At 45.2% G+C, this 12940-nt stretch carries 14 protein-coding genes and 1 tRNA gene; 10 read left to right on the top strand and 5 right to left on the bottom strand.

The features are described 5' to 3' along the window. Positions 1-140: 140 nt before the first annotated feature. Complete coding sequence (locus GX089_15850; protein NLP03967.1) at positions 141-353, bottom strand: hypothetical protein; 213 nt, start codon at positions 351-353, stop codon at positions 141-143. Between the two features lie 123 nt (positions 354-476). Between GX089_15850 and dacB the strand changes: the two genes are divergently transcribed. Then, positions 477-1931, top strand: coding sequence for a D-alanyl-D-alanine carboxypeptidase/D-alanyl-D-alanine-endopeptidase (gene dacB / locus GX089_15845; protein NLP03966.1), 1455 nt, complete (start codon positions 477-479; stop codon positions 1929-1931). 75 nt (positions 1932-2006) lie between these two features. Here dacB and GX089_15840 read toward each other — a convergent pair whose 3' ends face one another. Next, positions 2007-2744 carry a toxin-antitoxin system YwqK family antitoxin gene (locus tag GX089_15840; protein ID NLP03965.1) on the bottom strand — a complete coding sequence of 246 codons (738 nt, stop codon included), beginning with the start codon at positions 2742-2744 and terminating at the stop codon, positions 2007-2009. Between the two features lie 260 nt (positions 2745-3004). On the opposite strand from GX089_15840, the gene hisA reads away from it, so the two are divergent. Both hisA and GX089_15830 read left to right on the top strand, forming a co-directional pair. Continuing rightward, entirely contained in the window at positions 3005-3766 is a 762-nt protein-coding gene (gene hisA / locus GX089_15835; GenBank protein ID NLP03964.1) for a phosphoribosylformimino-5-aminoimidazole carboxamide ribotide isomerase, read from the top strand. Further along, positions 3745-4779, top strand: a complete 1035-nt coding sequence (locus GX089_15830; protein NLP03963.1) for an FAD:protein FMN transferase — start codon at positions 3745-3747, stop codon at positions 4777-4779. The genes hisA and GX089_15830 overlap by 22 nt, the downstream gene beginning before the upstream one ends. On the opposite strand, the gene kdsA is transcribed toward GX089_15830, so the two are convergent. Continuing rightward, positions 4780-5592, bottom strand: coding sequence for a 3-deoxy-8-phosphooctulonate synthase (gene kdsA, locus GX089_15825; protein NLP03962.1), 813 nt, complete (start codon positions 5590-5592; stop codon positions 4780-4782). Between the two features lie 136 nt (positions 5593-5728). Between kdsA and gap the strand changes: the two genes are divergently transcribed. Then, positions 5729-6790: a type I glyceraldehyde-3-phosphate dehydrogenase gene (gap, locus tag GX089_15820; protein NLP03961.1), complete on the top strand. Its 1062-nt coding sequence runs from the start codon at positions 5729-5731 to the stop codon at positions 6788-6790. Positions 6791-6882: 92 nt separating this feature from the next. Here gap and GX089_15815 read toward each other — a convergent pair whose 3' ends face one another. Then, on the bottom strand, positions 6883-7758 hold the full coding sequence (locus GX089_15815) for a hypothetical protein (GenBank protein ID NLP03960.1): 876 nt from the start codon (positions 7756-7758) through the stop codon (positions 6883-6885). A gap of 368 nt (positions 7759-8126) precedes the next feature. Between GX089_15815 and GX089_15810 the strand changes: the two genes are divergently transcribed. From GX089_15810 to rlmN, 6 genes are all read left to right on the top strand, one after another. Beyond that, on the top strand, positions 8127-8405 hold the full coding sequence (locus tag GX089_15810) for a hypothetical protein (GenBank protein NLP03959.1): 279 nt from the start codon (positions 8127-8129) through the stop codon (positions 8403-8405). Positions 8406-8722: 317 nt separating this feature from the next. Continuing rightward, positions 8723-9988 (top strand): phosphoglycerate kinase, encoded by a 1266-nt coding sequence (locus GX089_15805; protein NLP03958.1) that lies wholly within the window; start codon positions 8723-8725, stop codon positions 9986-9988. Between the two features lie 121 nt (positions 9989-10109). Then, positions 10110-10865 carry a triose-phosphate isomerase gene (locus tag GX089_15800; protein ID NLP03957.1) on the top strand — a complete coding sequence of 252 codons (756 nt, stop codon included), beginning with the start codon at positions 10110-10112 and terminating at the stop codon, positions 10863-10865. A 24-nt stretch (positions 10866-10889) separates the two neighbouring features. After that, on the top strand, positions 10890-11309 hold the full coding sequence (secG, locus tag GX089_15795; GenBank protein ID NLP03956.1) for a preprotein translocase subunit SecG: 420 nt from the start codon (positions 10890-10892) through the stop codon (positions 11307-11309). Between the two features lie 13 nt (positions 11310-11322). Beyond that, positions 11323-11406 (top strand) — tRNA-Leu (locus GX089_15790). Positions 11407-11550: 144 nt separating this feature from the next. Next, a complete protein-coding gene (gene rlmN, locus GX089_15785; GenBank protein ID NLP03955.1) occupies positions 11551-12639 on the top strand; it encodes a 23S rRNA (adenine(2503)-C(2))-methyltransferase RlmN in 1089 nt (362 codons plus the stop codon). Here the strand turns inward: rlmN and GX089_15780 are convergent. Further along, positions 12599-12886: a hypothetical protein gene (locus GX089_15780; protein NLP03954.1), complete on the bottom strand. Its 288-nt coding sequence runs from the start codon at positions 12884-12886 to the stop codon at positions 12599-12601. The genes rlmN and GX089_15780 overlap by 41 nt on opposite strands. Positions 12887-12940 lie beyond the last annotated feature (54 nt).

The following is a 12940-nucleotide window of genomic DNA, read 5'->3' as shown; positions in this document are numbered from 1 at the left end:
TTCCAGGTCTGTATCGGAATGGAAATTTGTGTATACGATTTTTAATAACGTACACTTTCTATAGTTCAAATCAGGGTAATCATTCAAACATGCGGATCAAGGACAGCAATGGGAGAAGCCAATTGAATTTTTTACGGTTTCTATATTTCAATTATGCTTCCTGAAGATGAGTTCTCATCGAAAAAATCTTCCTTGAAGTAATGAAAACCTTGTTCATCATTTGAGTAGAACTCTACTGCTTCTTCATTGAAAAATGAGCGCAGTGCAGAATCCTTGCTATCGTTTTCCATAACTTTGTGGCGAAGCTGGGATGTTGTGGTTGGTGCAATAAACGCAATCGCGTACCTTGGCATAGATTTCTCCTCAGAGTGTTAAAAAAAACTGGATTTATCTCTGTTAAAATGATTTCTTTTAAAAATAGGTTTTTGAATGCCGGATATGAAAACAAAAAATAAAGTAAAAAACAGGAGGCAGTAATGCGCGGAATTGCCGCAATGATTTTCCCCTTTGTTTTTCTGTGCGCGGTTTCAAGCTACTCAAATGATTCTGTCCAGAGTGGAATAGAGAAATATCTTCTTTCCAAAAAATATAGCGGTAAAGGTATCGGAGTGGTGATAAAGGATCTCGACAGAGATTCTGTAATGGTGTCGATAAACGGGGATGAGATGTACAATCCAGCATCGGTTTCAAAGCTTTTTACTGGAGCTGCTGCGTTCGATATTCTGGGAATTGAATTCTATTTTAAAACCGAAGTGTATATCGACGGGGTTTTTAACAGAGACAGTGGTATTATAAATGGTAATCTCTACATCCGTGGCGGTGGTGATCCTGGTTTTTCAGCTGAACGTCTCTGGCTCTTTGTTCAGCACCTCTATCATCTTGGTGTAAGGAAGGTAAGCGGGAATCTTGTTCTGGATGATTCCTATTTTGATTCGGTTACAGTGGGGCCTGGTTTTGATGAAGACAGCTCCAGCAGGGCATATCAGCCGCTCATAAGTGCGCTTAGCCCCAGTTTCAGTTCTCTGGCAATTCACCACAGATCCGGTAACGCCGCCGGTTCACCTGTGCATGTGGACGTGTTTCCTAGAATCCAGGGAATAAAAGTGGTTTCCTCAGCAAAAACAGCCGCGATAAAAAACTCCTCACTTGACATCAGGACAGTCCCCGCTGCGGGAGGAACTGACATAATCGTAAACGGAAGCATGAGTCTGAATGACAAGCCGAAGTACACCTACCGGAAGATCTGGCAGACCTGGCAGGCTTTCGGCGGTGCGCTCATGAGTCTTTTCAGTGAACATGGAATCGTTATCAACGGGAAAATGGTAAACGGAAAGGTCCCATCGAATATAGCATCAGCAAAACCTTTCTACGAGTTTACATCTGAGCCTCTTTCTGTATTTGTTAACCACATGTTCAAGTATTCGAGTAATTTCGCCGCAGAGATGGTTCTGAAAACCATAGCCGCTTCGAAAAATGGTCAGGGTTCCTGGGAGAAGGGAACCGAAGAGTTGCTCTCCTGGTGGCAGAGATGCAATCTGCCCGGCAAACTGCTGATTCACAACGGCTCAGGTATGGGTAATCTGAACAGGTTCAGTCCGAATCAGGTGGTGGAACTCTTGTCTTATGTCAATAAACAGAAGGCCTGGTCACCCGAGTATGTCAGTGCTTTAAGCATTGCCGGTGTTGATGGCACGCTTAAGAACAGGTTCAGAAATTCAAAGCTTAAAGGAGTGGTCAGGGCAAAGACAGGGACTCTCAATTCTTATAAGGTCCATACCCTGGCCGGCTACATTTTTCTTTCCGGAAAAACCTACTCCTTTGCCATCATGTGTAACAATATCGGAGAGGGGCAATATGATAACTGGGTGGTACAGGAAGGGATACTGGACAAATTCAGATCTCTGGTTAGTAAAGAACTGTGGGTCGAGTAAATGGCTTAAAAAAACTCCTCCCTGGTCCGGATCCCCGGACCAGGGAGGAGCGATTGGTTTCTTGTGGAGTATTTTTCAGTAAGCTGTTCCGTCTACTAGAATACCTTTCTCAAATTTGGCTTCAGACAATTTTTTTCCTTTATCATTATACATTTTCCTTAGTCCCTCATAGGCTCCATCTTTGTAGAAGCCTTCTTCCTCTTTCTTCCCGTTTTTAAAGTATGTGGTGTAGGGTCCATTGAGGACATTGTTTGCCCAGGTCTGCTCCATCTTCAGCTTCCCGTTTTCGTACCACTCCTGCTCGATACCTGAAGCATCACCATTTGCATAGGTCTTTAGGTGTTTTTTATTGCCGGAAGGAAAGTATTTTATCTCTTCTCCATGCTTTTGTCCATCTTTGTATGTGCATTCTGTTTCTATTTTCCCATCTTTGAAGTAAGTGGTTACTTTCCCTTGAGCTAAACCATTTACATATGTAGCTTCACTCTTCACCTGACCGTTTTCATACCATTCCTTGTCAGGACCGTCCTGCTTGCCGGCCTTGAACCATTTTTCACTGTACTTGCTGCCGTCCTGATTGTAAATAATCTGACAACTGTCCGGCTGGCCAAGCTTGAAGTACTGATCGGATTTCAGTTTACCGTCCTCAAAGAAAAACGCAGTCCTGACAATGTGCTTTCCCTTGTAATACGAAACCTTTTTCTTCGATCCATCCGGATATGCTTGCTCTACAACCTCTTTAACAGCGTCTGATCCTCCGCAACCGATTAATCCAACTGATACAAAGATGCCAATAAATGATCTTATACGCATGGAGAGACTCCTTTTGTAGTGAATAGGTGCGTTAATATTTAATATGTGTTCTGAGAAGGCCCCAGTCAAACAGATGCCAGTTGCAATCTGATTGAACTTTAGCTTTGGCCAATTCCCCTCATGTCTTTTCAGAACCAGTTAAAACATCTTTGCCTTTCATGTTGTAATCTCCCATTTTTCTATACTTGGATTTGCCTGTGTCCGGGTGCGGTTGCCTGGTTTAGCAAGAAATCCTGTGTATTGAAATTCTGGAGCAGAAAATGAGATTCAGACCCTGTATTGACCTGTATCAGGGAAAAGTTAAACAGATTGTGGGCAGTACGCTGAGTGATGATGGCAGAAGTGTGGTTACTAATTTTGAAACTGATATTCCATCATCATATTTTGCCGAAGTCTACAAAAAGGAAAATCTCCCCGGAGGGCATGTGATAATGCTTGGGCCGGGTAATGAGGCCAGTGCACTCAATGCCTTGCGGGCCTATAGAGGGGGATTGCAGATCGGAGGGGGAATTAATCCCCGGAATGCATTTTCTTTTCTGGATGCCGGCGCTTCACATGTCATCGTTACATCCTTTGTTTTCAATGACGGGACTCTGCACTGGGACAGGCTATCCGAAATTTCCAGGCTTGTCGGCAGGAACAGGCTGGTGCTGGATCTTAGCTGCAAGTGGAAAGACGGTTCCTACTATGTGGTTACTGACCGGTGGCAGAAGTATACCCAGGTTACTCTGGGGGAGGAGAATTTTGTAAAGCTTGCCGGGTACTGTGATGAATTTCTGATACACGCAGCCGATGTTGAGGGGAAACGTGCAGGAATCGACCTGCGGCTGATTGAACTCTTGTCAAAGGAATGTCCTGTTACGTCAACCTATGCAGGAGGAATAAACTCTCTTGATGATCTGGAAAAGATCAAGGCGCATGGGAATAGCAGGGTGGATTTTACAATTGGAAGTGCGCTTGACATTTTCGGAGGAAGTCTGAAACTGAAAGAAGTCATACAATGGTGCAGAAATTCTCTCTGAAAATCCTGCTCTTCTTCTTTCTTATGATTCCGGCATGCGGAAGAGGATTTATCCAGCCGGCAAAAGCTTTCTTCAGGATGGATACCGTTACTGAAGTGACTCTGGTTGTGAAAAGAGGCACTGATGTCAACTCCATCTGGAAGTCGATTGATTCACTCTTTGCAGACTGGGAAGTGCGATTTTCTGCTTCAGGGGATTCTTCAGAAGTCCGAATGCTGAATGAGTGCGAATCGGATACCTGTGTTGTGGGAAAACAACTCGGCGAGATTCTCAGAACCGCGCTGAGGTATGGTGATTCACTAAACGGGAGATTTGACATCACTGTGCTTCCTTTGAAGGAACTGTGGGGGGTTGCCGAGGATTCATCTCCTGATTCCACTGTTCCATCACCGGAGCAGGTCGATTCAGTTCTTCGCTATGTTGGTTACAGCAAAATAAAGATGAGAGGGGATACTGTTATCTTCCTGTCGCCGGGAATAAGGGTTGATGCAGGGGGGATAGCGAAGGGGTTTGTGCTGCGGGAGGCAGCGGAGCTTTTGGACCGTAGAGGAATTTCCGGTTACCTCGTAGCAGCAGGTGGTGATATTCTGGCAAGGGGGAAAAAAGCTGATGGAAGTGCCTGGGTAGTGGGGATAAGGGATCCTGAGGACAGAGATGAAATCCTGGGGACAGTTGAGCTTGACAGTGGTTCCATAGTTACCAGCGGTGATTATGAACGTTTTCGGATTGTAAATGGGAAAAGGTACCATCATATATTCAACCCAGCGACTGGTTACAGTTGCAGCAGAAACCGCAGCTTGACTGTCAGGGGGAGCGACCCGGTGGAGATCGATATCTTGAGTACCGGCCTTTTCTGTATGGACCCTGAGGAGATAATCAGCTATTTTGATGCCCGTTCCAGACTCGAAGGGGTTGTTGTGGATTCCTCCGGTAAGATATTTGTAAGTCGCGGATGGAAAGAGGAACTGAAGCTGTGGGATAGCTTAAGTGTTGTAGTAAATATTTCCCGCTGATTATCTGCTGTTCAGAAACTCATGGATCTCGACAAGGACTGGAACCTGTTTCTTGAATTCTGAAAGTAAAAGACTGTTAGGACCGTCACAGAGTGCTTTGTCCGGGTCCGGGTGCACCTCAAAAAACAACCCGTCAACACCAGATGCCAGAGCAGCTTTCGCGAGGGGGATAACCAGGTCACGATTTCCAAGAGAGCATCCTTTCCCTGCACCAGGCATCTGTACACTGTGGGTTGCATCAAAAATCACAGGTGCGCCAAACGATTTCAAGACCGGTATTCCAGCATAATCAACAACTAACCGGTTATAACCAAAGAATGTCCCCCGTTCCGTTATCCAGGTGTTTTTCCCTGCTTTTGCCAGCGCATGCTGCATCTCCTCCGGTGACATGAACTGACCCTTCTTTATGTTGACTGTTTTTCCTGTCAGGCCGGCAGTGTGAAGCAAATCAGTCTGTCTGCAAAGAAACGCAGGGATCTGAAGCACATCGACCACTTTCGCGGCTTCCTTTACCTGTGATGGCTCATGGATGTCGGTGAGCAAAGCAAGCCCGGTTTTCTCTCTGACCTGTTCCAGAACACGCAAGCCCTCCTGCGGCCCTGGTCCCCTGAAGGAGTCTCGGGAGGTGCGGTTAGCCTTATCGTAAGAAGCTTTGAAAATGATATCGACCCCGTATTTCCGGGAGAGCGCAGCGAGGTTCGATGCGATTTTCAGACAAAGCTCTTTACTTTCGATTACGCAGGGGCCTGCTATGAAAAAGAGCCTCTTGTGTCCCTTCTTCTGAAATCTGAAAACAGATGCTTCGTTTTTCATGGCTCCCCTTCTGAATTTTTAATTGACTCCAATTTAAGGTTCAACTTATATTAATCGGCTGTGTCCATGGATAAAATAGCATTTCTCCAGACTAATAGCAGCGCATTTAATAAACAATTAATAAACGGAGGACTTTATGGCCATTAAAGTTGGTATTAACGGCTTCGGAAGAATCGGCAGGATGGTGTTTCAGGCTATCTGTGATCAGGGACTTCTGGGCAAAGAGATCGATGTGGTTGCAGTTGTCGATATTTCCACTGATGCTGATTATTTTGCCTATCAGATGAAATACGATTCAGTTCATGGACATTTCAAGCACACTGTCTCAACAGAAAAAAGCGATCCGTCCAAAGAAGAAGCAGACATCATCGTGGTAAATGGCCACAAGGTAAAATGTGTCATGGCCACCAGAAATCCTGCTGAACTTCCCTGGAAGAGCCTGGGAGTTGATTACGTTATCGAATCAACTGGTCTGTTTACTGATTCCGAAAAAGCAAAAGGCCACCTGGAAGCCGGTGCAAAAAAAGTCATCATCTCTGCTCCCGGTAAAGGCAGTGTGAAGACAATAGTGATGGGTGTGAACCAGGATGAATACGATCCTGCTAATCATCACATCGTCTCTAATGCATCATGCACCACTAACTGTCTGGCTCCAGTGGTTCATGTACTTCTCAAGGAAGGTTTCGGGATTGAGACTGGTCTGATGACCACTATTCATGCTTACACTGCCACTCAGAAAACCGTTGATGGTCCGTCAAAGAAAGACTGGAGAGGCGGCCGTGCTGCAGCACAGAACATCATCCCCTCAACAACCGGTGCCGCAAAGGCAGTGGGTGAAGTGCTTCCTTCAACAAAAGGCAAGCTCACAGGTATGTCTTTCCGTGTTCCCACACCTGATGTGTCTGTTGTTGATCTTACTTTCCGTACAACTAAAGACACTTCCATTGAAGAGATCGATGCCAAGCTGAAAGAAGCTTCCAAGACATATCTCAAGGGTATCCTGGGTTACACAGATGAAGAGCTGGTATCAACCGATTTTATCCATGACAGCCGCTCTTCTATCTATGATTCTCTTGCCACACTCCAGAACAACCTCAAAGGCGAGAAACGTTTCTTCAAGGTTGTTTCCTGGTATGACAATGAGTGGGGATACTCAAACAGAGTCGTTGATCTTGTTCGTTTCATGGCTTCAAAGTAAGCCGGAGACTTTCTGATGAAAAAAGAAAAGGGCGGAGTGATCCGCCCTTTTTTATTGGGTGCGCCCGGCAGGGAGCAGACAAACTTCCGGAATTATTCTTCATCCAGGCTTTTAAGAAAATCAGCTCTTCGTTTTCTGGAAATAAATACAAATGAAACCACTCCAGTACCGGCAATAAGGCTGATCAGGATAAATACCAGGCCTGCTTTTGATTTGCCTTTTTCAGAAACTGCGCTCGTATCCGTGGTTTTTCCGGCTTCTTCTGAGGCTTTGTCTGTAACAGTTTGTTGATTGACAGAGTCACTGGCTATGGTTGCGGAAGCAGATGGGCTTTCCGGTATATAGCGCACTGTAATATTGCTTACGCCTGGTATGGTAAGCGGAACCTCTTTATAGGTATAATCGTTTTTCCATTTGTGTGAAAACAAACCCAGTTTTCTCAACCGGATGAAAAAAGGGTAGTAAACCGAGTTGGAAAATTCGTAAAAACTGTCCCACAGGTCTATCTTGGCCATGACGGCTCCGATGAATTTTCCCTTTATTAACAGGGGTTTACTCCAGATAAGGTAATATCTGGCCCTGTCATTATCTTTCTGAATGGAATAGTAGCTTTCGCTGCTGGTTTTAACCGCCTTAAACCACTTTTCATTTTCCGCATTGCTGTTTGGGCGATCGACATTTTTTCCTCTGATTGCCTCAGAGATGATTATTCCTCTGGAGTTTGTCCGAACCAGTGAAAGATAGAACTGATTTCTCTTCATAGTTCTGACAAAGAGCTTTTCCGCAGGGCTCAGTTTGGTGCTTTTAAGTGCCGGGGACTCGCAGAGCTGCTGGAAATTTTCGTCCATCTTTGCAAAAAAAGAATTGATAGAATCCTGGACAGTGATTTTATCTGCAAAAGATGTGGTATTTACGGTAAGAATGGCTAAGCAGATTAGAAATGATGAGAGATGGTTAGTGTGTGACATTACACCTCCAGACTGTTGTGGGAAAAACCCGGATGCTTACATATAATCTATATAAAAACTCTCCTGTTTTGAAAAAATTCTGTTTACATGCATTTGTGATTGCTGAACCGGAATTATTATTGTAACACTAAAAGTAATAGTGAGCCAGGGGAAAATGCTCTTCATCCTGTAGCGCAGATAAATATTGAATCACGCTTTACCTTTATAAGTGATATGAGTGATACTCATAAATAAAGTTCCAGCCCCCCAATACTGGTTAAGCAGGAGGAAGAATATGGTTCCAGGAATAGCATTAACTGTTGTCATGCATTTGTTCATTTTTTTTGAGTATCTCTGCCAATCCAAGACCTTTACACAAGATGCCTGTCTTGTCGGAAATTCAGGTCAGGGATTCATCTGAATGGGCAATAGAGGTTTACCTGGAAATGGTATATCTTTTATCTGAAGGTTGCAGCCCTTCCCCATGCACTATCGATCTGTTTTCTTTAAAGACAAGCCGGTACAATGATACATTGGGGATTGATGTACCTGTGAACTGGGGTTATACGGTTATTCGACCGGAAAATCTTACCGGACCGTCACCAGAGCAGAAAGTATTGATCAAACAGGGTACTGGAAACGTCCTCTGCAGCGTGCTGTTTTTGTGATTCTTGTACCTGTCTCTATGCAACTGCAGCATTTATCCTATCCTGCCGACACTGTTTTTGCTAAGGATAAGTATATGGTTTACCGGGTATTCTGTACTGATCTGATGCCTGACAGAGATCTTATATTTTCCTGGAATTAAAATGCGGTGCTTAAATTGGAGGCTACGGAGAAAATTGTGAACAGCAGTGCACCCGATCCGGGAGAGCAAAAGTGTTCAGGCTCTTCTTTTTTCCATTATTGAAGTCCCACCTGTTTTTTATTTATCTTCTCACGTTCAACTTATATCTGCACACTCTATCGATTCAGGAGGAAAATTATGGGAATATCCAAAAAGACTGTCAGAGATATCGACCTTAGTGGCAAACGCGTTTTAATGAGGGTTGATTTTAATGTTCCGCTCAAGGATGGAGTGATTCAGGATGATACCAGGATTGTGGCTTCGCTGCCCACTATTAAATATGTACTTGAGAAGGGTGCCAAATCTCTGGTTCTGATGTCCCACCTGGGAGATCCTAAAAAGGACACCCGGAAAGCCAGGGAAAAGGCAGAAAAGGCCGGAAAGCCTTTTGATGAGAAATCATATATAGAAGGAAAGCATAAGATGGCACCAGTCGCAGCTCACCTCTCAAAACTGCTGGGAAAAGAGGTAAAGCTGGCTCCCGGATGTATAGATGAGGAAACCGGGAAAATGGTGAAAACTCTTGAAAACGGGGAGGTGCTGCTGCTTGAGAACACCCGTTTCAATAAAGAAGAAAAATCAAAGGATGCCGCCGAGAGGGAAAAGATGGCAAAAGTGCTGGCAACCTACGGTGATGTATATGTAAATGATGCATTCGGGACCGCACATCGCGCCCATGCATCGACTGAAACAACTGCTCACTATCTTCCTGCAGTTGCTGGATTTCTGATGGAAAAAGAGCTGGAGTTTCTGGAGGAAAAAATCGTCAGGAATCCTCAGAAACCATTTGCATCTGTGATCGGGGGCGCAAAAGTCTCCTCAAAAATTGCGGTTCTGGAAAGTCTGCTTTCCAAAGTCGACAGCATTATCATCGGCGGAGGGATGGCATATACATTCCTGAAATCCAAAGGCATTTCTGTGGGCAATTCCCTTATTGAGGAAGATATGCTGGAGACAGCAGGTAATATCCTCAGTAAGGCTAAATCAGCCGGTGTTGAGGTATACCTGCCGGTGGATCACATTGTCACACGGGAATTTTCTGCAGATGCGGAATCTAAGGAAACTCCTGAGGCGATAGAGGCCGGATGGATGGGGATGGATATAGGTCCAAAGACAATTGAGAATTTTAAAAAGGCTCTCAGCGGTGCCAAAACAGTATTCTGGAACGGGCCTATGGGTGTTTTTGAGTTCCCCAGATTTGCGGCAGGGACTCAGGCTATCGCTCAGACGCTGGCTGAATTGAGTGGCGCAGTGACTGTTATCGGTGGTGGTGATTCTGTTTCTGCTGTAAAGAAGGCGGGTGTTGCTGATCGCATGTCCCATATTTCCACAGGTGGTGGTGCCTCACTGGAGTTAGTGGAAGGAAAAGTCCTTCCCGGTATCAAGGCTCTCAATGACAAATAATTATGTACGGGCGTGCGGGCGAAAAACCGCCTGAACGCCCATTTCAAAGATTGTGTTGAAAATTTAATAGCACTTAACTATTTTACATGACCATTGTAAAAGAAGCTATTGAGGAGAAATAATGGCCCGTAAGAAATTTATCGCTGGAAACTGGAAAATGAACACCACTCTTGAGGAAGCGAAAGCTTTGGCCAGGGGTGTGGTAGAGGCTGTGGGAAAGATCAGTGATGTCGATATAGCAGTTTGTCCTCCTTATACAAACCTTTCCGCAGTGTACGAGATCATCAAAGATTCAAATGTGAAACTGGGTGCCCAGGATGTGCATTGGGAAGCAAAAGGTGCCTTCACCGGAAAGGTGAGCTGTGCAATGCTTAAGAGTGTGGGAGTAACCTACATTATTATCGGGCATTCAGAGCAGAGGCAGTATTTTGGTGAGACCGATGCAAATGTGAATAAGAAAGTCAAGGCTGTGCTGGGATCAGGGCTTCTTCCCATAATCTGTGTGGGTGAAACACTCGAAGAACGCAAGAGCGGAAAGATGGATGCAGTTATTGAACGTCAGGTCAGAGGAGCTTTCGAGGGACTTTCCACAGAAGACGCATTGAAGTGCACAATTGCTTATGAACCTGTGTGGGCAATAGGGACCGGAGAAACAGCCACACCTGAGCAGGCAAATGATGCACATGTTTTTATCCGCGGAATAATTTCTAAAATGTTTAGTGACGAAACCGCAGGGGCAATCCGAATTCAGTACGGTGGCAGCATGAAACCCGATAACGCCAAAGATCTTCTCAGCAGAAACGATGTTGATGGGGGCTTGATCGGGGGAGCATCGCTGAAGGCCGCAGATTTTGCCGGCATTGTTAAACCTGTGTAATATCACACTCATCAAAGGTAAAGTATGTTATTTGGTATTCTGATAGTGATTTTTGTTTTAGTATGTATTTTACTTTGCTTACTCATCCTTATTCAGTCCGATAAAGGTGGCGGTATTTCAGGAGCTATCGGCGGAGGACTGGGGGGAGCAAACAGCCTTTTAGGAACACAGGATACGGCTAATATTCTGACCAGAGGCACAGCTATTTTCGGGTCGGCTTTCCTTATCCTGTGCATAGTGATGTCGTTTGTTGTGGGTAAACAGAATGTAACGGGCCAGAAGTCAATTCTTCAGGAACGCGCTCAGAAACAGCAGTCTTACTCTCCTTCTTCTGTGCTTGAAGGAAAAGGTCTGCCTTTACAGCAGGGTACCGAGCAGACTGCACCGGCGGGCAGTGGTGAAGCATCGGAACTGCCGATCGTTCCCCCGGCAGAACAGAAGTAAGATCTTTATATAAGCGGTCGTGGTGGAACTGGTAGACACGCTACTTTGAGGGGGTAGTGGGCGTCAGCCTGTGTCGGTTCGAGTCCGACCGACCGCATTTTCCTTTTCTGATTCCGGGAATTTCTCTTCTTTTCCCTTCCCGTAAGAACCCTGCCTTTTTCTAAACACTTACTGAATACAGTATCAAGTCATTCTGGTGCACACCGGAAATGATCAAAGTATCTTGCAGGAATTTGATATAGTGAATAATCTCGAAAGATTCAAAAATATCACTCCCGGTGAGCTTCCGGCTAGAATTGCTTCTTTAAGTGAACCCGCATTCCGGGCCAGGCAGATCTTCAAATGGGTTTACCAGAAGCGGGTGGAGAGTTTTGACTCCATGAATAACATGCCGAAGGCGCTCCGCGAGAGGCTTTCCGGCATTTTTACAATTCAGAAGCTGAAACCGCTTGTGATAAAAGAATCACGGCGCGGTGACGCTGTGAAATTCGGTTTTTCACTTGTGGAATCACCTCATCTGGCCGAGAGTGTACTGCTCTATGATGATGACAGGAGAACAGCCTGTCTTTCCAGTCAACTGGGGTGTGGCCTGGGATGTGTTTTCTGTCAGACAGGAAAAATGGGTTTCATCCGGAATCTTACCCAGGAGGAGATAATAGGGCAGTTGATCGGGATTAACGATTATTTAGCTTCAAAATCAGACAAACCGGTCACTAATATAGTGTTCATGGGCATGGGTGAGGCGCTTTCCAATTTCCAGAATTTCCGCACCAGCCTCGAGATCATAATGCATGAGGATGCTTTCAATATCGGGGGCAGAAGAATAACTGTATCAACTGCAGGGGTGATCCCGTCAATTGAAAAGCTCATGAGAGAGAATCTGAATGTCGGGTTGGCGATCTCACTTAACTCTTTCAATAATGAACAGCGCAGCAGGCTTATGCCAATTAACAAGAAGTATCCGATAGAATCGCTGGTCTCCATTGCTAAGGCATACTACAATAAAACCGGCAGAAGAGTTACGTTTGAATACGTTCTGATCGAAGGAGAAACCGATACTCAGGTTGCTGTAGATAGACTTCAGAAGCTTCTTGGGGGATTTCCCTGTAAAATCAACCTGATTCCTCTGAATCCCTCCGGGGATCTTCTTCTTGAGAAAACATCTGAAAAGAGTGTCGAGAGGTTTTCGGATGAACTGCACAGGAGAGGTTTATCCGCGACAATCAGAAAGAGCAGGGGGGCGGATATTCAGGGTGCGTGTGGTCAACTGGCTGGAAGAAGACTTGAGGTCAGTTCTGATCAGGAACAAGAGATTTCCACAGCGCGATGAACTCGTACTCGAGGACATCGGCGAATGCAACCCAGTCTCCGATCTGCTGCATGGCCAGGAGTGTCTGCAGAGAGTAAGTGATTTTTGACAATCCCTCGGATGAAACTTTACCGCCGGAGAGTTCTGTCTGCAGCAGGATAAGTGCCCTGTTAAGGTCTGATGCTGCTTTACCGTAGTCTCCTGTACGGGCGGCAGCGATGACATCATGAAGTATGTTCTCTGGTTTTTGTCTTCCTTGTCCCATCATTTTGATCCTGTTATTTTCATTCCTTTATTATAAAATAAATGCTTGCGTAAAGAA

The sequence above is a fragment of the Fibrobacter sp. genome (assembly GCA_012523595.1).
GTDB lineage: Bacteria > Fibrobacterota > Chitinivibrionia > Chitinivibrionales > Chitinispirillaceae > JAAYIG01.
This window is presented reverse-complemented; position numbering and strand designations above follow the sequence as displayed.

Excerpts from the sequence above, each read along its gene's own strand:
- GX089_15850 (NLP03967.1), bottom strand. The coding sequence starts at position 353 with ATGCCAAGGTACGCGATTGCGTTTATTGCACCAACCACAACATCCCAG.
- dacB (NLP03966.1), top strand. The coding sequence starts at position 477 with ATGCGCGGAATTGCCGCAATGATTTTCCCCTTTGTTTTTCTGTGCGCG.
- GX089_15840 (NLP03965.1), bottom strand. The coding sequence starts at position 2,744 with ATGCGTATAAGATCATTTATTGGCATCTTTGTATCAGTTGGATTAATC.
- hisA (NLP03964.1), top strand. The coding sequence starts at position 3,005 with ATGAGATTCAGACCCTGTATTGACCTGTATCAGGGAAAAGTTAAACAG.
- GX089_15830 (NLP03963.1), top strand. The coding sequence starts at position 3,745 with ATGGTGCAGAAATTCTCTCTGAAAATCCTGCTCTTCTTCTTTCTTATG.
- kdsA (NLP03962.1), bottom strand. The coding sequence starts at position 5,592 with ATGAAAAACGAAGCATCTGTTTTCAGATTTCAGAAGAAGGGACACAAG.
- gap (NLP03961.1), top strand. The coding sequence starts at position 5,729 with ATGGCCATTAAAGTTGGTATTAACGGCTTCGGAAGAATCGGCAGGATG.
- GX089_15815 (NLP03960.1), bottom strand. The coding sequence starts at position 7,758 with ATGTCACACACTAACCATCTCTCATCATTTCTAATCTGCTTAGCCATT.
- GX089_15805 (NLP03958.1), top strand. The coding sequence starts at position 8,723 with ATGGGAATATCCAAAAAGACTGTCAGAGATATCGACCTTAGTGGCAAA.
- GX089_15800 (NLP03957.1), top strand. The coding sequence starts at position 10,110 with ATGGCCCGTAAGAAATTTATCGCTGGAAACTGGAAAATGAACACCACT.
- secG (NLP03956.1), top strand. The coding sequence starts at position 10,890 with ATGTTATTTGGTATTCTGATAGTGATTTTTGTTTTAGTATGTATTTTA.
- GX089_15780 (NLP03954.1), bottom strand. The coding sequence starts at position 12,886 with ATGATGGGACAAGGAAGACAAAAACCAGAGAACATACTTCATGATGTC.